Source organism: Bacillus sp. JK74 (assembly GCF_053663395.1).
Map to the genome: position 1 here is coordinate 690,258 of NZ_JBSJQB010000001.1, position 18,002 is coordinate 708,259.

Here is an 18,002-nt window from a genome sequence, read left to right on the forward strand (position 1 = left end):
TACAATTCCATATTTTTCGAAAAACAAATAGAGAGCAAATGCAATAAGCATCTTTTTCAGATGTATTTCTTCTTTAAATTTGAATATATGATTTTGGATTTTCTGATAAATAAGTGAAACAGGGATATGTTCCCTCCACTTTCTGAAATAAGGATTAGGTCATAGTTGCACTGGTTTACCTTCTGTTTTGACAAAAAATAAACAAAGGGGTAGTAAGAGAGTATAAAAATGCGCCACATTAGGGATTTTTTCGAAGATAAATTGAGCGAATATGAAATAACAGGTTATTTTTAAAAACGTTCAGCCAACGTTAAAGCGCAAAATATATCCAGATTTATTCTAGCCTTAAAAAGTTACCGTATGAAGGGATTTATTACGGTACAACGACTCAAGTACACAGCAGCATAACGGCTATCACTTTATGTGATTCATAAGCTTAACCACGAATCGATGGAGACGAAGGACCTATACCTGAAACGAATGATTATTCCAATGGGCGTCTAATGGTTCCATTCGTGAAGGGAGTTTCTCTTTTCCTGGAAATAGCCCATAGTTTTTCCAGATATCACATCCACTTAAAAACAAAAAACGAAGACATCCGCTGTCTTCGTCTTGTGCGCTACCGGTGAGCCGTCTGCCAGTCAAATCCGATGGTGTCATCATTCCACGGAATTCTTTTTTCGTCAGGCTGATCCGGATTGTAGGACATTGTCGTGAAATAAATAATGGTCAGCGGGGTTTCGCCCAGCACTCTGTACCCGTGTGCGACGCCTTTGGGAATGAGAAGGAGCATCGGATTGTCTTCTCCCATGTAGTAGACATCCGTTTCTCCCTTGGTTGCCGACTCTTCGCGAAGGTCATGCAGCACGACCTGGGCGTGGCCCGTCGGGAAAAACCACAGGTCATCCTGTTTCTCATGATAGTGAAACGCTTTAATGACGCCGGGATAGCTTTTGGACCAGGAAGCCTGCCCGAAACGCTCTAAGAGATGTTCATCGTCACGGACGAGTTCTGAGAAAAAACCCCGGTCATCGCTGTGTTTGATCAGCTTTTTAATTTTTACGCCTTCGATCACTTGCACTGTCCCTCCCTTTGTAAATAATCCTGCAGCGCTTCCCGCCAATGCCTCATGCCGAGCCCCTGCCGTTCAATCGACTCAATGCTCAACACCGAGTAAGCAGGGCGCGGCGTCTCATTTCCGTATTCCTCCGTCGTGACGGGCAGCACGGCGGCGGTTCTGCCGCTTTCTTCAAAAATAGCCTTGGCAAATTCATACCAGCTGCACACTCCGCTGTTTGCGGCGTGGTACAAGCCCGGCGGCTTGTCAAACAGACCGATCACCGTTTCGGCTAAATCCTTTGTGTACGTCGGTGCGCCGACTTGATCGTTAACGACACGAACCTGATCATGTGTATCCGCAAGTTTCAGCATCGTATTGACAAAGTTGTGCCCGCCGCTGCCGTACACCCACGACGTTCTGATAATGGTGTGGTTTTTTCCCGTTAACCGGATCAGTTCTTCGCCGAGTTTTTTGCTTTTTCCGTAAATCGTGCCCGGATCTGCGGGATCATCGGTCTCGTATGGCCGTGTTCCTTTGCCGCTGAAGACGTAATCGGTGCTGATGTGAATGAATTTCGCGCCGGTGTTTTCAGCCTCAAGCGCGGCATAATAAGCGCCGATTCCGTTTATTAAATACGCTTTGTCGAGCTCCGTTTCACATTTGTCAACGGAGGTGTATGCCGCCGTATTGACGACGATATCCGGCTTGTAATGGCTGAACGAGTGCCGCACCGAACGCTGGTCGGATATGTTCATCATCGCTTTTGTCAAGGCGATCACTTCATACCCTTCCCGCTTCAGCTGGCGGCATAACTCCCGCCCCAGCTGACCGGCCGCTCCGGTTACTAATACCTTCGTCAATCGGATCCCCTTCTTTCCGATTAGTCTTGGCTGTCTGTATACCAGCGAATGGTTCTTCTCATTCCTTCTTCAAATGTGACGTCCTGCCGCCATCCCAGCTCATTTTTCAGCTTTGAAGCATTGATGGCGTAACGGCGGTCATGCCCTTTTCTGTCTTCGACATGAGCAAACTGTTCCTCGACACCGAGCTCCTTCATGATAAATGACGCAAGCTCTTTATTCGTCCGTTCATTTCCTCCGCCGATATTGTAAATTTCGCCGAGTGTTCCTTTTTCCAGCACGAGCTTAATGGCGCGGCAATGATCTTCGGCAAACAGCCAGTCTCTGATCTGCATCCCGTCGCCGTACAGCGGAACCGGCGTGCCGTTTACAGCATGCCTGATAATGGTCGGAATCATTTTCTCATGGTGCTGGTACGGCCCGTAATTGTTGCTGCATCTCGTAATGATGGCAGGAAGCTTATGGGTTTTCACATAAGACATGACAAGCAGGTCTGAGCTTGCCTTGCTGGCGGAATACGGATTGTTCGGAGAAAGCGGCGTCGTCTCTGTAAAAGCGGGATCATCCGGCGCCAAATCTCCGTACACCTCATCTGTGGAAATGTGAATCAGCCTGCCGGCTTTTCCCTGTAACACCGCGTCCGCCAGTCGGTATGTGCCCATTACATTTGTTGTGATGAACGGCTCTGCCTGATTTATGCTTCTGTCCACATGGGATTCAGCCGCAAAATGAATGACAGCGTCATACATTTGGGAAAAGACTTTGTCAATGTCCTCTTTTTCAGAAATGTCACCTTTGATAAAACGGAAACGGCCGTTCTTTTTTAAGGCTTCTATTTCAAGCGGCCTGCTTGCATACGTGAGATTATCCAGGACGGTAATCTGCGCATCTGTTTCTTTCAGCATCATCTTTGTGAAGGTAAGGCCGATAAATCCGGCGCCCCCTGTAATTAAATATGATTTTGGCATGATTAATGCTCCTGTCCTTTCTGTAATGCCTGATGCGCCAGGCTTCCGGCGAGATAGAGCGATTCATGCGTGCCCGCATCCACCCACCAGCCCGTTAACACATCATACGTCAGCTCACTGTGTTCAATGTATAAATTATTGACATCCGTAATTTCCAGTTCGCCGCGTTTTGAAGGAGAAATTTGTTCAATATAAGAAAACACTTCTGCGTCGTACATGTAGATCCCCGTGACGCATAGTCTGGTCGGCGGCTGCACCGGCTTTTCAATGATCGACTTGATCCGTTTGTTTTCCTCATCAATCTCGGCGATGCCGAAGCGCTCCGGATCGTCAACTTCTTTCAGCAGCACTTTCGCTCCTTTTCCCTGCTTTGCGAAACGCTCCGTATAAGGTTTTAATGAATCTTCAAAAATATTATCTCCCAAAAGCAGAACGAACGGATCGCGCCCGGTAAACCGCTTTGCGTATGATAAACCGTCGGAAATGCCGGATGCGGCTGGCTGAACCTGATATGTGATTGAGACGCCGAGCTCTTCTCCGGTTTCGAGAAGTTTATGAAATTGCGGAATATATTCTTTTTGCGTAATCAGCAAGATATCCGTAATCCCCGCTTCTTCCAGCTTCATGATCGACCAGTAAATCATCGGATATGGACCGACAGGGAGTAAATGCTTATTGACCGCTTTTGTCAGCGGCATAAGGCGTGAGCCGGTGCCTCCGGCTAAGATAACACCTTTCACATGAACACTTCCTTACGTGTGGTTTTATCACAAATCATAAAGAATCGCCGCCGCCCGTTTAATGCCCCTGCCGTCAACCAGCGGCTTTCCGTTTTGATGAAGTCCGGTCCGCATCGGATAATCAGCGGCCAGCTCAGACATATGCCGAGCGAGCACGTCCGCCGCGGTGTGTTCTCCCAGGCCGAGATGAACGGCGGCGCCCCGTGCGGCGAATTTTTCAGCCGTCTCAGTTTGATGCTCCACTTGAGAAAGTACGATGCAGGGCACACCTGTACAAATGGTCTCATATAAAGTGATCCCGCCGGACACGACGGCCATATCAGCTCTCGTGAGAAGCGCGGCCATGTCATTTGTCTGCCTTACCATCTCGGCATAAGGCATTTGTGTGATCAACGCGCGCACGTCATCAGCATGAGGCGCGGCGCCGCCCATGACGATGATCACTCGTTTCCGCTGAATGCCGGGGATGCGGCGGCATGCTTCCATCACTTTAAAGACAAGCTTCTTCGGGTCGCTTCCTCCTAAAGAGACCAATATGGTCCGGCATTCTTTATTCAGCTGATAAAGCTGTTTGGCTTTTTCAAAACCCGGATGAAGAATCATATAATCCGGGCCTTCATATACCGCGGCGCTGCCCATTTGAACCGTCCGGCTTTTCAGCCCGCCGTAAATGCCGTTTATAACGGCATCGCCTAAATGAATGACACGTTCCCTCTTTTCTTCAAATAAGACGATACGAGCCGATGAATGCTTTTTGATTTCCTCCAGCCAGTCACACGGCATATCGAGCAGATCGAATATGAGAAGGTCGGGAGCCCGCCTGTTTATTTCCCGGACAATAAATTCCTTCTGTCCCTTGTCAGGCTTGATGATCACTTCCCATTGATCAGATGACAGATAAGAAGAAGCCTCTTTATTTGTGTAGAACGTTATTGAGCAATTGTTCTTAATGGCACCGGCAAGCAGCTTCATCCGGACCGCGTGCCCCATGCCGATGTCACGGCCCCCGTCCGCGAAAATCAAAACCCGCATGCTAATCAGCCTCTTTTTGCCGGATCATTTGATTAATAGCCCTGAGCTCCGGATCACGATTCAGCAGATGGATCAATTCTTTTGCCGGAATATCAGGACGCGAGCCCGCTTTTACGTACAGCTCGCGGGCCAGCCTGTAGTCCTCTTCTGTATCGACGGTCATCCGCAAGTGAGGAGCCCGGAGTTCCTGCGGGGGCTCAGGAAAGAGAAGCCGGTACCTCTCAGGAGATTCTCTTATCAAAAGGGTGACATGCTCCTGATATTTGTCCGCCAGCGTTTTGTCCGCATTGATCTCCGTTAAAAGGCGCGCGTTCACCGCCTCGCCGCCGATCCCGAGCGGTGTACCGCAGATATACGTGTAGTCTGCGTGCTGATCTAAATGCGATTGAATCAGAAAATCAAGCAGCGAAGGGTCGACAAACGGGTTATCCCCCGTCAGTCTGACTGCGATGTCCGGTTTTACTTGTTCGATGACTTGTGCAAACCGGTCAAGCACACGCTGTTCGCTGCCGCGGTGCACACGGTAGCGGTTGCTGAGGCAGTGCGCAGACAGAATGTCGTCGGTCTTGCTGTCAGACACGGCGACGATCAGATTATCCCGTGATTGATCGTAAAACGCGCTTTGCCGAACCCTTTTGACAATCATATCGAGGATCGTATACCCGCCGATCGGTTTCAGCACTTTGCCGGGAAGACGCCCGCTTCCCATCCGCGCCTGAATGATAAACAAAATGTCAGTCATCATATGGGCTGCCTTTCGTCAAAAGGTCATCCCAAGTGATGCCCGTGTCGGCGGGGATATCCCTGACCGCACGCGCGCCGTCAGTTAAAAGCTCAAAATATCTCGGGTGAAGCCCCTGCGGTTTTTGGCCGGGACGAAGGACGGCAAGGTTTTCCGCCGTAAAACATTCGCCTTTTTGAATCGGCGCTGTTGAAAAAATGCCTCTGTAAGCGAACCTTCTGATATCCCCTTCAATCGGTGTCGTCGTTTTATGGGAACTTCCCGACAGCACTTCCGGCACCGGAGCGTGATGCCCCTGCCGCAGCTCCGCTTCAACTGAGCGGATCGCCGCAACCATTTCTTTTAATTCATCCGGATTGAGGGCGAAGGAGTGATCAGCACCGGGCAGGTTTTTATCGATCGTAAAATGCTTTTCAATCAGTTTCGCTCCGAGCCTGACAGCCGCGCACGGCACATCATACGGATGGGCGCTGTGATCGGAGAAACCGATCACTGCATCCGGGAATGCGGCGGCAAGCATGGGAATGACGCTCAGATTGCTGTATTCAGGCGGCGCGGGATATTTCGCCACACAATGCATGATCGCAATTTCTTTGTTCCCCTCGCCGGTAATGGTTTGATAAGCCTCCTGAATATCTGAAATATCAGCGCCCGCGGTGGAAAAAATAATCGGGGTCTTCAGCCCCGCGACATATTTCAATAACGGCAGATGGTTCAGCTCGTAGGAGGCGATTTTAAAAGCTGAAGGGGAAGTCGCATACAGTAAGTCGGCAGAGCCTTCGTCACATACCGTGCTTAAAAACAGCACGCCTTTTTTCTTACAATATTCAAGCAGCGGTTCGATCCACTCAGCGGGCATTTCCATTGATTGCACCAAAGAAAAAATAGAGACGTTTTTTCCCGCAGCGGTTTTGTATAAGCCGGGGTCTTTCTGATACATTTTGTCAGCCTGAAACATTTGGAACTTGACCGCGTCCGCGCCGGCCTCACTGGCCGCATCTATCAATTCAAACGCCTGGCTCAGTTTTCCGTCATGATTAATTCCGGCTTCGGCGATGATGAATACGGGCGAACCTTCGCCGATTGACTTCGTTCCGATTTTGCATGATGCCATCAGTCCGCCTCCTTCCCGGGCCACACATGATAGTAATAATAGGACGCATCCGCTTTAAATCCCATTCTTTCATACAGGCGGATGGCTCTTACATTGTGGAGCTGCGTTCCCGCTGATACAGTCTTATGCTGAAAACGCAATGATTGTTCAATCACGTGCGCCGCTAAATGGTATCCCGCTCCTTTTCCTTCAAAGCCCGGCTTTACCGCCATCAGATCAAGGACGAATTCATCGCCTTTAGACAGCCCCTGAACAAAGCCCGCGGTCTCTCCCTTATATTTGGCGAGGAATTGTAACGAAGCTCTTCCTTCCGCGTTATTCCGCGCCCACTCTTCAAACAGGCGGTTTGCACTTTCATAGCTGAGATGGGGGTCTTGATAATACCTGCTTTTTGTAAAGGCGTCGCGGGCCAGCCGGCTGATCGCTTCCGTGTCACCGGGTCCGGCTTCTGTAATCTCAAACGGCGGCGTGCTGTTATATACACGCACCGGACTGACGAGCTTGAGAAGACTCCCTACAAAATAAGCGTTCGGAAGCTGCTGCACGACCTGCATCGCGCCGATATCTTCAGCCGGTATTTTAATAAATATAAAATCAGTGCCGTCCGCCCGCCTTGCCGCGTAAAATTCCTGAAACAGCCTTTTGAGCTGTCCGGTGCTGTTTGCGGCTGCAAGCTTCACATTGATGATATTTTTTCGGAACAATTGACTTTCCCACGAAGAGTTTTCATATAAAATCACGCCTTGAAGGCTGTTTTCTTCCAATAAACAGAGCGACGATTCATAGGCTTCCGGATGAATGCCCTTCTGATGCAGGAAGGCATGAATCATGTCCTGCGCAAGATTTTCCCTCAGTCTGTACACCTAATCAGCCCCTTTGACGATATCCGTAACGGCTGCAATGACGTATTCAACGTCATCATCTGTCATTGACGGATAAAGAGGGAGTGATACGGTGCGGTGATAATACGCGGCCGCGGCCGGAAAATCAGTTTCCTTATATCCGTACGTTTTTTGATAATACGGATGGAACGGAACCGGAATAAAATGCACACTTGTGCCGATATTATATTGGTCTTTCAAAGCGGAAATCAGATCGTTCCGGCTGATCCCGGCCTCCTGCTCCTCTATTTGAAGAACATACAGATGCCATGCATGCCGCCCGTCATTACTGACATGCGGGATGGTCAGCCCTTTCATGTGTCTGAAGGCGTCCTGGTAGCGGCTTGCAATGTCAGCCCTTCTTTGCTGCATGCTGTCAATCCGTTTCAGCTGATGAAGCCCAAGCGCTGCCTGAAGATCAAACATATTCATTTTATAGCCGGGCGTTTCGACCTCGTAGTACCAGCTTCCGTTTGAAGAATAGCGGTTCCACGCGCCTTTGCTCATGCCGTGAAGGCTGAGCACCCTGATCTGATCGGCAAGCCCGTCATCGTCCGTCGTCAGCATGCCGCCTTCACCGGTTGCCAGGTTTTTTGTCGCGTAGAAGCTGAATGCTGTCGCATCACCGATTGATCCGATCATTTTCTGTTTATAAGTGGTATACACGGCATGTGCGGCATCCTCTAAGACAAATAACTGATGCTTTTCGGCAATGGCCAGAATCTGATCCATATCACACGACTGGCCGGCGAAATGAACGGGTACAATCGCTTTTGTCCGCGGGGTGACGGCCGCCTCAATTTTTTCAGAGTCTGCATTCAGCGTAAGCGGATCGATGTCAGCAAACACCGGAACGGCGCCTGTGTGCACGATTGTATTGGCTGTTGAACTGAACGTCACGGCAGACGTGATGACCTCGTCACCGGGACCGATCCCTTTCGCTTTCAGGGCCAAAAACAAAGCGGCGGTACATGAGTTCAGCGCGATCGCGTGCTTTGCCCCCGTCCAGGCGGCAAAGGCTTTTTCAAACGCCTCTACTTTCGGTCCCTTTGAAAGCCAGCCCGATTCCAGCGTATCAATAACCTCCTGAATTTCGTCCTTCCCGATCATGGGCAATGAATAGGGAAGAAAAGCTGATCTTTTTTGCACCATTTTTTTGCGCTCCTATCTTTTTTATGAAGGGTCAACCCGTCTGAAGCTGACTCCGGTTTTTTCCTGAAGCACTTGGCATAAAGCGGCAAGCGAATCCTGTACCGGGTAGTTCGCGGCGACAAAAGCACGGCGCGCCTGTTCCGCTTTTTGATATGCTGCGGGGCTTTCGCATATCCGGATTAATTCCTGAGCGAGTGCCTGCGGGTTCTCAAAGACAAATTCTCCAAGTGAATGATAATAAGGGTATCGGCGGGTTCCCGCTGATTTTCCGATCAGCACGGGCTTTTGAAACAGCATCGCTTCAAGACCGACCGTTGATGTCTGTGTCACCGCAGCGTCAACATACGGGAGAATATCATACAGCTCCATCTCTTTTTTGATGATTTTGCCTGCTTTATATTTCCGCAGCACCTGATTGTAAGCATCCAGCTTGTTTTTGCCGATTTCCCACGGATGCGGTTTAATAATGAGCTGCATGTTCTTTTGGCCGGCAAGCTCTTCAAGCACTCCCGTATAAAATTCATCAGAAAACGGCTGCGTGGCGATCAGCACCGTCCGCTGTGACGGGAGAAAAGAAAGTTTGCGGTAAAACATGTCCCGATCTATCGGCTCTCTTGAGAAAATCTCGTCGAAACGGGGATGCCCCGTGATGATGATTTGTTCCTCCCTGCAGCCTTTTGCTTTATACCACTCCGCTTCATAAGCCCCGAATACGGCCTGATAGTCCGTAAATACGGGCAGAAACGCTTCATCTCCCATGAGCGCTCCGTGCTGCAGACAGATGCTGACGGCGTTTTTTTTCGCGGACATCAGCGCCAGCACACGGCTGTAAATATCCTCCGTCGTGCCGACTACAACGGCGGAAATCTTCTCGGCCGTAAACAAAATATCAACGGCGTCAATCGCTTCAATAAATAACGGGATGTCTTTATACAAACGTTCCTGAAATTCTCTGTTTCCGAAAGCGGGATGGCTGTGAAGCTCTTTCAAAATGGAATGGGCTTTTTCAATATAAGGGACGGGGTTCCCTTTTTGTCCCATTTCCGTCAGCTCCAATTTGCAGATAACGGGCAGCCCATGATGGTCAGGCAGACTCCATCTGGCCAGTACCGCTGTTTTTGCCGGATCAAACTGCCGGTAATTTCCCTCGGTGAACCGAAGATGATCGAAATGCAGAATGACTTTTCCGTTTACCGGTTTCTCATCTGTTTTCTTAATGTTTTGCCTTTTTTGATCATAATAAGGCTGAATACCGGCTTCAGGAATATGCTGATCCGCCGGACCGAAAAGCTCTGGGTTCTGCTCCATGCTCTCCCGAAGCGCCGGACTGATATATTGATAAAAATTACTGATCAATGCGAGCGGGATGTCTTTGTAGCGAAGTGACTGAAAAAGGTCAATATACTGCCGGTACAGCACCCAATAATTCGCTAAGTATGCCGACAAGCCCTCACCCCTTTCCAAGCTTTTTTAATGATTCCCTCAGCTCCCGGCACGTGGTCTGCTGCGGAAGGCTGTTCACAAACTCGTTTTTCTCCGCCGCGAAAAGCTGATAATGGATGGATTGATCGGTAATATAATTGATATCAAGCTCCTCAGAAATCGGGTAAAACGGATAAAAATGATTCACTCTCCAGAAAAAACGGGCGTCACCGATACGGTAAAACGCGGGGCTTTCATCCCAATAGGAACCGAATGCCGATTTGACCTGTTCCAGCACGGAAAACCGGTGCATGACCGAACAATGGTCAATGGCGCACGGCGCGTTCCACACGATCCGTTCGGCGGGCCTGGCCGTCTCCTTCACCGTCTCTTTCCGCTGATTCAGATGATAGGTTTTGGAACTTGAATACACGACGGCTTTTTCCGGGTCTTCATCAAGCTCTTTCACCATTTTCTCAAGCCGTTCCGGCACATACGTGTTGTCGTCGGTCGCATACGTCACGTACTCGCCCTCCGCCATTTCTATTGCCTGATTAATCAAAGCGGCGTAGCGTGTTTTTTCCGTTCTTTCTTTGACGCCCGATACATCGCTTTGATAAAACCGGACGCGGTCATCCGTGAGAAAAGGACGTATTTCCGCCAATGTCTCTTCATTTGAGTTGTCATCCATAATGAACAGTTCAAAGTCTGTAAACGTCTGAGACAGAATACTTTTAATAGAGCGGGCCACATAGTCACTTTTGTTATAGCTCGTCATGATCACTGACACTTTAGGCAACTCGTCACCCCCTTTTCGCACCTGAAACTACCGCTATCATATGTTCCTTATGCGGAAGATGCGCTAGGAATACAGACTATTATGTGAAAAGTCAGCATTGCGCGCACAAAAAAAGCCGGCTCTGATGTCCGGAAACATTGGATCGTATTTTCTTTTTTCGCATAAATCTTTCTTTGGGCTCATATGGTGGAATAGATAAAAACAGCAGCCGCTCTGTCGGCTGTCTGATACTTGTCAGGAGGTTTCAGCATCAAGAGGTTTTCATCAAAGGAGGAACAATATGAAACCGAAAAAGAATCAATATCAGCAAATGCAGGGGATGGGGATGGGAATGGATATGCAAGGATTCCAGCCGCAGCTCGGGCCTAATCCTTATCCGCAGCCTCAGGGCCAAGGATCACAAATGATGCCGATGCAGCAGCAAATGACAATGCCGATGCAGCAAGGCCAGCAGGGCTTCGGCGGGGGGTTCCCCGGCCAGCCGCAGCAGCAGGGCGGCGGCAGCTTTCAAATCCCGTCAGGTCCATCATCGTCACAAAACGTTCCCGGCATGCTGCCGATTGAAGAGTCATACATTGAAAATATTCTGCGGTTGAACCGGGGCAAAACGGCGACGATTTATATGACATTTGAAAACAGCAAAGAATGGAATTCAAAGATTTTCCGCGGTGTGATTGAGGCGGCGGGACGTGACCATATCATCATCAGCGATCCGAAAACGGGCACCCGCTATCTGCTTCTGACCATTTACCTTGATTACATCACGTTTGATGAGGAAATCGCTTATACTTATCCGTACTCCATGTCTTCTTATTCTCCGAGATAAATCAAAAAGCCAATCGCTCACTTGACAGAGGATTGGCTTTTTTCTTTATAAATATTTGACGGCTGCGACGATAATCATAATCCAAGAGATGATAAACGCCACGCCGCCGAGCGGTGTAATCGCGCCGAGAATGGAAATCTGCGTCACGCTCAATACGTACAGGCTTCCTGAAAACAGAACGATGCCCGCAAACATCAGCCAGCCCGCAACAGAAACACTGCCTGCGCCAGAGAGCTTTTCAGCCAAAAACGCGACAGCCAGAAGACCGAGCGCGTGATACATATGATATTGCACGCCTGTGTGCCACACCTGCAAATATTTATCGGGGATTTTCCCTTCAAGCCCATGCGCGCCGAAAGCGCCCAGCGCCACGGCCAATAAAGCGTTAATCGCACCAAGAATAATAAACACTTTCATCTATTTTTCTCCCGCCTTTTCGTTAAAGTTTCCAATTCAATCATAACCCAACATCGGCAAAATTCAACGTCCGTCATCCGATGACACGAGATTGTCGGATTTTTTCTTTTTGATAAGCTGGATTCGGTCAATCGCTATCGCCAGCAGCGTCCCGAGCACAAGGCCGTTGCTTAAGAGCGAAATCAGGATCGGATGCATCCCTGATAACGCGCTCTCCGGCACAAACATTACGCCGACCCCCGTGAGGAGCGCCAGACCGATAATGGAGCGGATTCGTTTTTGCTCCGCTTTCTCATAAGAGTCAAACTCTGTAAAGGCAAGACCCGCCATCGTGGAGAAAACGACGAAGTTTACCGCAAAGCCGACCGGTGAGGGCAGACTCGCAAACGCATTCATAAATAGCGGGATCATACTGATGATCATGACAAATACACTTCCCAAAAGAAACGGCTTTTTCGAAGGAAGCTTCGTCGTCTCAATAAAACCGGCCGCCCCTGAAATCGGCACAGGCGCAATGCCCCCTGACAGCCCGCTCAAAAGGTGGCTGATCGAAGCCGCAAACCCTGCCGGACGCTCACGCCGTTTCCCAACGGTGCCGCCGAATTTTTTCACCGCCGCTTCTACAACCCGGATGCTCGCGAGCATGTTGACAATCAAAAGCACGGTAATGAAGAGTGACGTAATGATCAAGCCGCTGTCAAACACGGGTTTTCCAAACGGAAAAAGAACCGGCAGCTGAATCACGCGATCCGGTATTTGAATCGGTTTGGCAGCGCCGAAGACGGCGAATAAGATCCATCCGCCGGCAAGCGAAAGGAGAATCGCATACTGTCTTAAGAACGTAACATTCGATCGGGACATGATGAACATCGCCGCCGTCACAACCATGGCGAGCCCGAATACAAGGCCGTCGACGCTGTTTTTTAAATAGCCGATGCCCAAAAGGCCTTTCACAATCGGCTGACTCAGCTGCATGACCAACAGCAGCAGATACACACCGGTCACAACCGGCGTAAACAGCACGGCCAGCCGTTCAATCACTTTAAAAAGGCTGAACAAAAAGAAAAAGACAGCGCTTAATAACAGCGCCCCCTGCAGCGCCCGCAGCGTCTCGCCGAATGTCGCAAACACCGTGCCCGTCAGTCCGCCGTAAATCGTGTATACGCCCCACCATAAGCCTGCCGGGCTTTCATTAATCGGCAGACGATGTCCCTGGAGACATTGGATGACCGCAGCGACGCCAAGCACAAAAAATGTGCTCTGAATCAATGCGGCAGAATCGGCATGGTTCAAGTGAAATGATTGTGCGATGGCGACAGGAACTACAATCGCAGCCGCAATCATAAATGCCGTCCATTGCAAACCCCCGAGTATCAGTTTCAAGTCAATCAACCTCTCCTGTTAAAAATCGAAAATGGAATCCCCGTTTCCGTCTTCCTCACGTTCGTCTTTCGCTTTTTTCTGATATTGGTTCAGCCCGGCGCTGCCCATCATTTTTTCAAGCAGCAGCGGGTCTGTCGAAGGAGACGCGGAAGGTTTCGGCGCCGCTTTCGGAATCGGATTCTGCACAGGCGCCGGAGCGGTGTGCGTCTGAGTGCCGAGCACGACATCACACAGAGAGCGGATGGCGGCCGCGTGCATTTTGACCTCCTCGGTGCGGGTCGCCGTTTTCGCCTGCCTCAGTTCTTCTTCCATCTTCTGAATCAAAGCAGAAATATGTATGTTCATGAGTAAATCCTCCAGCAGTAATTTGTCTTCTTCCTGCATTTTATCAAATTTCTGAGCGAATCGCAGAATTGAGTTTGTTATTTTTTCTGACGGCATACCGCCCGGAACATCAAAAAAGACGCTTCCGCCGGGCGGAAGCGCCTCAAAAAACCGTTTATTGCGGCAGGTCGGGGATGCACCAATCGATCGGCTGCTCCCCCATTTTTTCAAGGGCGGCGTTTGTACGGGAAAACGGTCTGCTCCCGAAAAAACCGTTCCTTGCCGAAAACGGGCTCGGATGAGTCGATTCAATAATAATGTGTTTCGATGTGTCAATGCGCTCTTTTTTCATCTGCGCGTGACGCCCCCACAGGATAAAGACAATCGGCTTCTCTCTTTCATTCACCACATCAATGATGCGGTCAGTGAGCCGCTCCCATCCCTTGCCTTTATGGGAATTGGCCTGACCGCGGCGAACCGTAAGCACTGTGTTTAACAAAAGCACTCCCTGCTTCGCCCAGCTGACGAGCGATCCGTGGTTCGGTACGGAGCAGCCGATATCGTCCTGAAGCTCTATGAAAATATTTTTCAAAGACGGCGGCTGTCTGACCCCGGGCTGAACGGAAAAACTAAGCCCGTGCGCCTGTCCTGGGCCATGATACGGGTCCTGTCCGAGAATGACCGCTTTTACATCCTCATAGGGCGTATAATGCAAGGCGTTAAAAATATCATGGCTGTCAGGATAAATCGTTTGGCTGCTGTATTCTTGTTTCAGCATCTGTCTCAGCTCTTGATAATACGGTTTGTCAAATTCATCTTTCAGCTGATTCCACCAGCTGTCTTTTAAAAGCTGTTTCAAACTGTCCGTCCCCCTTATGAACTGTGCAGTCTTGAATGGACGGGCTTTCCGTCCCACACAATGTCAGTCGGCGCCTCCCGCCTCTTCATGTCCGGCTCTTCAAGAAGAACCGCGAAGTTTTTCGTCGGGAGCTCCCCAAGCCCGTGCTTTTCGCTTAACCGGTCTAAGTACCGCTTCCGTTTGCCGCCGAGATCCGCGGACTGATTGCCGCCTCCCTCAAAAAACGCATATATGACGCTCGCGCAAGGCACACGCTTCACACGGTGCTGTTTCGCGGCGCGCAAATAAAAGTCCCAGTCCCAATAATTATGGACATCCGGATCAAAATACCCTAACGTGTCATGCAGAGAACGTCTGTACATGCTGCCTGACGGAACGTACGTGGAAAATACCCGCATATCCGCATAATCCGCCGTATAGGCGAATGGCTTTCGTGACACCGGGTATCTCGTGCCGCCCCGTTCTTCAAATGACACAATTTCCGCGTCAGAATGGACAAAATCCGCATCAGCAAGTGCAGCCGCCATTCTTTTCAAATGGCCCGGCGTAATGAAATCATCATCATCGCACAGCATGATGTAATCACCCGACGCTTTTTTCACACCTGCGTTCCGCGCTTCCACATGTCCGGCATTCTGTTCTAAATCAATAATCTGAATCGGCAGATCGCTGTACAGCTGCTTCGCTTGTTCGACCGATTCCCCGGCATCATTTACGATGATGACTTCATAAGGCTTAATGGTCTGCCTGGAAATCGACTCCAGCAGTTCACACAAAGCCGGAATCCGATTATACGTGACTATGACAATTGATATATTCATGACCCGCTCCTTCTGCTTTTTCTCATGTTCTATTAAAACATAAAGCGGCGGAGAGATCAGGGGGGATTTTTGATTTCGGCCCATTCAGAAACAAATCCACGTCATCCCCGCCAGCAAAACCAGAATGATCAGAAGGTCTCCCCAAACAGTGCATACCGCCTTGGCATTAAGTCTGCCCGCCTCCATGGCATTCCAAAGTTTTGATTGATAAACAGGCACCAGCACCATCGCATAGCATGTGCACAAGCAGACAAAAGCCGGCGGGACAAGCGCACATCCATCCTCATGCCAATCATGAATCAGTTCCGGTATACTCACCCCGCTGTCAATGTACAAGTATAATATACCCGCCAGCGGAATGAGCGAGCTGATCTGCAGCTCGAAAAGCTTCACCTTCCACTCACGCGCAAACGAAACGGCCCAAATCCATCCCAGCGCATAAAACAATAGAAGAAGCAAAATACTGAAAACAACAAAAATAGCGTCTTGCATCCCATTCAGAACCATAATAAAAAAACTCACAACGGGCAAGGCAAGAACCAAGCCGCAGACGGTAAATATGGTAACGGCTATTTGGGCGCACGCGCCGTACATCCACGAACCTAATCTCATATAAACACCCCTATATAGATTCCCTATGTATATAGTGAAAAAGATCAGGCAAGTCTCTGCCTGCCTGCGTAAAAACCCATTTTGCCGCAAAACGGAAAACATACCGTCACAACGGCGCATACTGCCGCAAAACTCGGTGTCACAGCCGAAGGAAACAGCCCAGCCGGAACCAGATTGAACAAAAAGACAAACATAAAACATAGATTCGGCACCATTGAAGCCCATACCGTCCGCTCAGCAAGCTTTTTGCCGCCAGCCCCGAACTCTTTGCCAGCTTGATAGCCGATTTGGAACCAATACAGCACATAACCGATCATAATCAGCCATACTGACACGGAAATCCCTTTCCACAGCGCGTCAACTGCGGGATGAACCCTCCACGCGTGCATCATCGTAATCATCGCCCCCATCACAAAAAGACCGCAGTTGCAGAACAGATAAAAGAGCATAAAAGTCCGCGCGGGAACCGCCGAAGCTTTTTGAAAAGCAGAGATAATCTCAGACGGAGTCCCCACTTCCCGCAGAATAAGCTCCATCGCTTCGCTTTCGGTTTTGCCTTTTTCCAGATGATCACAAATGGCATGATGAATATGGCTTTCGATTTCCTTTAATAATTCACGGCTTCCGGCCTTGCCTTCCAGCCCTTTTCTGATTTCCTGCACATAAAGGTCCTTATCCATTCTGCCCGCCCCGCTTCAGCATCCGGTCCATCAGAGCGGAGAACAGATTCCATTCCTTCGTCCGTTCGGCTAGAATGTTTTTTCCTTCATCGGTGATCCGGTAATATTTTCGGTCGGGCCCTTTGGTCTGCTTTTCCCAGTAAGAAGAAATATAGCTTTGGCGTTCAAGCTTATGAAGCGATGGGTACAGCGTGCCTTCCTTCATTTGCAGTTCATTCCCGCTTCTTTTCTCCATTTCTTTCACAAGTTCATACCCGTACATGGGCCGTTCATTCAGCAGCGTCAGCACCAGAATGACCGTGCTTCCCTTTACAAGCTCCCTGTTGAGCATTTATTTTCTCACCCTTACCTAGTAATCTTATGTAGGTATTGTACGCACATCCCCCGCGGCTGTCAAATCATTCCTCCAAGCCTTCCGTATTGTGATCGGGAGAAAATCTAACTATAATGAGATATAAAACACTGATGGAGGCCATTGATATGTCAATGCACAAAGCACTTACTATTGCCGGTTCTGATTCCAGCGGCGGCGCGGGAATTCAGGCCGATTTAAAAACATTTCAAGAAAAAAACGTATACGGAATGACGGCTTTGACCGTGATCGTAGCGATGGACCCGGAGAACAGCTGGGATCATCAAGTATTTCCGATTGATGCCGATACGATTCGCGCACAGCTGGCGACGATTGTTGACGGAATCGGCGTAGACGCCATGAAAACGGGAATGCTCCCTACCGTGGAGATCATAGAGCTTGCGGCGAAAACGATTAAAGAAAAACAGCTGAAGAATGTCGTTATCGATCCTGTCATGGTCTGCAAAGGAGCGAACGAAGTGCTGTATCCGGAGCATGCCGAAGCGCTTCGCACCCAATTGGCGCCGCTGGCAACCGTCATCACGCCAAACCTGTTTGAAGCAAGCCAGCTGAGCGGTATGGATGAATTAAAAACGGTGGAAGACATGAAAGAAGCGGCCAAGAAAATTCACGAACTCGGCGCGAAATATGTATTGATTACAGGCGGCGGCAAATTGAGACATGAAAAAGCGATCGACGTGCTGTATGACGGAGAAACCGCGGAAGTATTAGAAAGCGAAATGATTGATACGCCTTACACGCACGGAGCCGGATGCACATTCTCCGCCGCCGTGACGGCAGAACTGGCCAAAGGCGCTGAAGTGAAGGAAGCCATCTATGCGGCAAAAGAATTTATCACTGCGGCAATCAAAGAATCTTTCCCGCTGAACCAATACATCGGACCGACTAAACATTCGGCGATGCGTCTTAGCGGAAAATAAAATAAATATCCCCCTCA

The 18,002-nt window shown here is 49.6% G+C and carries 21 protein-coding genes; 2 read left to right on the forward strand and 19 right to left on the reverse strand.

The features are described from left to right. Nucleotides 1–619: 619 nt before the first annotated feature. Genes ACWJJ5_RS03465 through ACWJJ5_RS03515 form a run of 11 tightly spaced genes read right to left on the reverse strand, consistent with a single transcriptional unit; the run spans nucleotide 620 to nucleotide 10,770 of the window. Nucleotides 620–1,075, reverse strand: coding sequence for a dTDP-4-dehydrorhamnose 3,5-epimerase family protein (locus ACWJJ5_RS03465; protein WP_003150986.1), 456 nt, complete (start codon nucleotides 1,073–1,075; stop codon nucleotides 620–622). Continuing rightward, nucleotides 1,072–1,920, reverse strand: coding sequence for a dTDP-4-dehydrorhamnose reductase (rfbD, locus tag ACWJJ5_RS03470; protein WP_454022194.1), 849 nt, complete (start codon nucleotides 1,918–1,920; stop codon nucleotides 1,072–1,074). The genes ACWJJ5_RS03465 and rfbD overlap by 4 nt, the downstream gene beginning before the upstream one ends. A gap of 20 nt (nucleotides 1,921–1,940) precedes the next feature. Further along, a complete protein-coding gene (gene rfbB / locus ACWJJ5_RS03475; RefSeq protein ID WP_070082545.1) occupies nucleotides 1,941–2,888 on the reverse strand; it encodes a dTDP-glucose 4,6-dehydratase in 948 nt (315 codons plus the stop codon). A gap of 2 nt (nucleotides 2,889–2,890) precedes the next feature. Continuing rightward, nucleotides 2,891–3,628 carry a sugar phosphate nucleotidyltransferase gene (locus ACWJJ5_RS03480; RefSeq protein ID WP_017418672.1) on the reverse strand — a complete coding sequence of 246 codons (738 nt, stop codon included), beginning with the start codon at nucleotides 3,626–3,628 and terminating at the stop codon, nucleotides 2,891–2,893. Between the two features lie 27 nt (nucleotides 3,629–3,655). Further along, the gene (locus ACWJJ5_RS03485; RefSeq protein ID WP_173612940.1) at nucleotides 3,656–4,660 is read right to left on the reverse strand and encodes a PseG/SpsG family protein; all 1,005 of its coding nucleotides are present in this window, start codon (nucleotides 4,658–4,660) and stop codon (nucleotides 3,656–3,658) included. 1 nt (nucleotide 4,661) lies between these two features. Then, complete coding sequence (locus ACWJJ5_RS03490; protein WP_172424430.1) at nucleotides 4,662–5,402, reverse strand: cytidylyltransferase domain-containing protein; 741 nt, start codon at nucleotides 5,400–5,402, stop codon at nucleotides 4,662–4,664. Then, on the reverse strand, nucleotides 5,395–6,516 hold the full coding sequence (locus ACWJJ5_RS03495) for an N-acetylneuraminate synthase family protein (protein ID WP_024085936.1): 1,122 nt from the start codon (nucleotides 6,514–6,516) through the stop codon (nucleotides 5,395–5,397). Before ACWJJ5_RS03495 ends, ACWJJ5_RS03490 begins: the two co-directional genes overlap by 8 nt. Next, a complete protein-coding gene (locus tag ACWJJ5_RS03500; RefSeq protein ID WP_173612939.1) occupies nucleotides 6,516–7,379 on the reverse strand; it encodes a GNAT family N-acetyltransferase in 864 nt (287 codons plus the stop codon). Before ACWJJ5_RS03500 ends, ACWJJ5_RS03495 begins: the two co-directional genes overlap by 1 nt. After that, nucleotides 7,380–8,549, reverse strand: a complete 1,170-nt coding sequence (locus ACWJJ5_RS03505) for a DegT/DnrJ/EryC1/StrS family aminotransferase (protein WP_454022195.1) — start codon at nucleotides 8,547–8,549, stop codon at nucleotides 7,380–7,382. Between the two features lie 21 nt (nucleotides 8,550–8,570). Further along, nucleotides 8,571–9,995 (reverse strand): capsular polysaccharide export protein, LipB/KpsS family, encoded by a 1,425-nt coding sequence (locus ACWJJ5_RS03510; RefSeq protein WP_454022196.1) that lies wholly within the window; start codon nucleotides 9,993–9,995, stop codon nucleotides 8,571–8,573. 4 nt (nucleotides 9,996–9,999) lie between these two features. Then, the gene (locus tag ACWJJ5_RS03515) at nucleotides 10,000–10,770 is read right to left on the reverse strand and encodes a glycosyltransferase family 2 protein (protein ID WP_024085938.1); all 771 of its coding nucleotides are present in this window, start codon (nucleotides 10,768–10,770) and stop codon (nucleotides 10,000–10,002) included. 280 nt (nucleotides 10,771–11,050) lie between these two features. Here ACWJJ5_RS03515 and gerQ point away from each other — a divergent pair, with 280 nt between their 5' ends. Beyond that, nucleotides 11,051–11,596, forward strand: a complete 546-nt coding sequence (gene gerQ, locus ACWJJ5_RS03520; RefSeq protein WP_003150971.1) for a spore coat protein GerQ — start codon at nucleotides 11,051–11,053, stop codon at nucleotides 11,594–11,596. A 45-nt stretch (nucleotides 11,597–11,641) separates the two neighbouring features. Here gerQ and ACWJJ5_RS03525 read toward each other — a convergent pair whose 3' ends face one another. From ACWJJ5_RS03525 to ACWJJ5_RS03560, 8 genes are all read right to left on the reverse strand, one after another. Continuing rightward, on the reverse strand, nucleotides 11,642–12,013 hold the full coding sequence (locus ACWJJ5_RS03525) for a DUF423 domain-containing protein (protein ID WP_003150969.1): 372 nt from the start codon (nucleotides 12,011–12,013) through the stop codon (nucleotides 11,642–11,644). A 63-nt stretch (nucleotides 12,014–12,076) separates the two neighbouring features. Continuing rightward, nucleotides 12,077–13,396, reverse strand: coding sequence for a purine/pyrimidine permease (locus tag ACWJJ5_RS03530; RefSeq protein ID WP_003150968.1), 1,320 nt, complete (start codon nucleotides 13,394–13,396; stop codon nucleotides 12,077–12,079). 18 nt (nucleotides 13,397–13,414) lie between these two features. After that, nucleotides 13,415–13,837, reverse strand: coding sequence for a YwdI family protein (locus ACWJJ5_RS03535; RefSeq protein WP_015387535.1), 423 nt, complete (start codon nucleotides 13,835–13,837; stop codon nucleotides 13,415–13,417). A gap of 58 nt (nucleotides 13,838–13,895) precedes the next feature. Continuing rightward, the gene (locus tag ACWJJ5_RS03540; protein ID WP_173612936.1) at nucleotides 13,896–14,579 is read right to left on the reverse strand and encodes a uracil-DNA glycosylase; all 684 of its coding nucleotides are present in this window, start codon (nucleotides 14,577–14,579) and stop codon (nucleotides 13,896–13,898) included. Between the two features lie 14 nt (nucleotides 14,580–14,593). Then, nucleotides 14,594–15,400 carry a glycosyltransferase family 2 protein gene (locus tag ACWJJ5_RS03545; protein WP_202331859.1) on the reverse strand — a complete coding sequence of 269 codons (807 nt, stop codon included), beginning with the start codon at nucleotides 15,398–15,400 and terminating at the stop codon, nucleotides 14,594–14,596. An 84-nt stretch (nucleotides 15,401–15,484) separates the two neighbouring features. Next, nucleotides 15,485–16,012, reverse strand: coding sequence for a hypothetical protein (locus ACWJJ5_RS03550; protein ID WP_202331861.1), 528 nt, complete (start codon nucleotides 16,010–16,012; stop codon nucleotides 15,485–15,487). Nucleotides 16,013–16,056: 44 nt separating this feature from the next. Then, a complete protein-coding gene (locus tag ACWJJ5_RS03555) occupies nucleotides 16,057–16,692 on the reverse strand; it encodes a permease prefix domain 1-containing protein (RefSeq protein WP_109567291.1) in 636 nt (211 codons plus the stop codon). Beyond that, nucleotides 16,685–17,023 carry a PadR family transcriptional regulator gene (locus ACWJJ5_RS03560; protein ID WP_003150960.1) on the reverse strand — a complete coding sequence of 113 codons (339 nt, stop codon included), beginning with the start codon at nucleotides 17,021–17,023 and terminating at the stop codon, nucleotides 16,685–16,687. The genes ACWJJ5_RS03555 and ACWJJ5_RS03560 overlap by 8 nt, the downstream gene beginning before the upstream one ends. Nucleotides 17,024–17,172: 149 nt before the next feature. On the opposite strand from ACWJJ5_RS03560, the gene ACWJJ5_RS03565 reads away from it, so the two are divergent. Beyond that, nucleotides 17,173–17,985: a bifunctional hydroxymethylpyrimidine kinase/phosphomethylpyrimidine kinase gene (locus ACWJJ5_RS03565; RefSeq protein ID WP_094247400.1), complete on the forward strand. Its 813-nt coding sequence runs from the start codon at nucleotides 17,173–17,175 to the stop codon at nucleotides 17,983–17,985. The last annotated feature ends 17 nt before the right edge of the window (nucleotides 17,986–18,002 follow it).

Coding starts and splice junctions, on each gene's coding strand:
- ACWJJ5_RS03550 (WP_202331861.1), bottom strand. CDS start 16,012: ATGAGATTAGGTTCGTGGATGTACGGCGCGTGCGCCCAAATAGCCGTT.
- ACWJJ5_RS03555 (WP_109567291.1), bottom strand. CDS start 16,692: ATGGATAAGGACCTTTATGTGCAGGAAATCAGAAAAGGGCTGGAAGGC.
- ACWJJ5_RS03565 (WP_094247400.1), top strand. CDS start 17,173: ATGTCAATGCACAAAGCACTTACTATTGCCGGTTCTGATTCCAGCGGC.
- ACWJJ5_RS03525 (WP_003150969.1), bottom strand. CDS start 12,013: ATGAAAGTGTTTATTATTCTTGGTGCGATTAACGCTTTATTGGCCGTG.
- ACWJJ5_RS03545 (WP_202331859.1), bottom strand. CDS start 15,400: ATGAATATATCAATTGTCATAGTCACGTATAATCGGATTCCGGCTTTG.
- ACWJJ5_RS03535 (WP_015387535.1), bottom strand. CDS start 13,837: ATGCCGTCAGAAAAAATAACAAACTCAATTCTGCGATTCGCTCAGAAA.
- ACWJJ5_RS03505 (WP_454022195.1), bottom strand. CDS start 8,549: ATGGTGCAAAAAAGATCAGCTTTTCTTCCCTATTCATTGCCCATGATC.
- ACWJJ5_RS03485 (WP_173612940.1), bottom strand. CDS start 4,660: ATGCGGGTTTTGATTTTCGCGGACGGGGGCCGTGACATCGGCATGGGG.
- ACWJJ5_RS03490 (WP_172424430.1), bottom strand. CDS start 5,402: ATGACTGACATTTTGTTTATCATTCAGGCGCGGATGGGAAGCGGGCGT.
- ACWJJ5_RS03560 (WP_003150960.1), bottom strand. CDS start 17,023: ATGCTCAACAGGGAGCTTGTAAAGGGAAGCACGGTCATTCTGGTGCTG.
- rfbB (WP_070082545.1), bottom strand. CDS start 2,888: ATGCCAAAATCATATTTAATTACAGGGGGCGCCGGATTTATCGGCCTT.
- gerQ (WP_003150971.1), top strand. CDS start 11,051: ATGAAACCGAAAAAGAATCAATATCAGCAAATGCAGGGGATGGGGATG.
- ACWJJ5_RS03495 (WP_024085936.1), bottom strand. CDS start 6,516: ATGGCATCATGCAAAATCGGAACGAAGTCAATCGGCGAAGGTTCGCCC.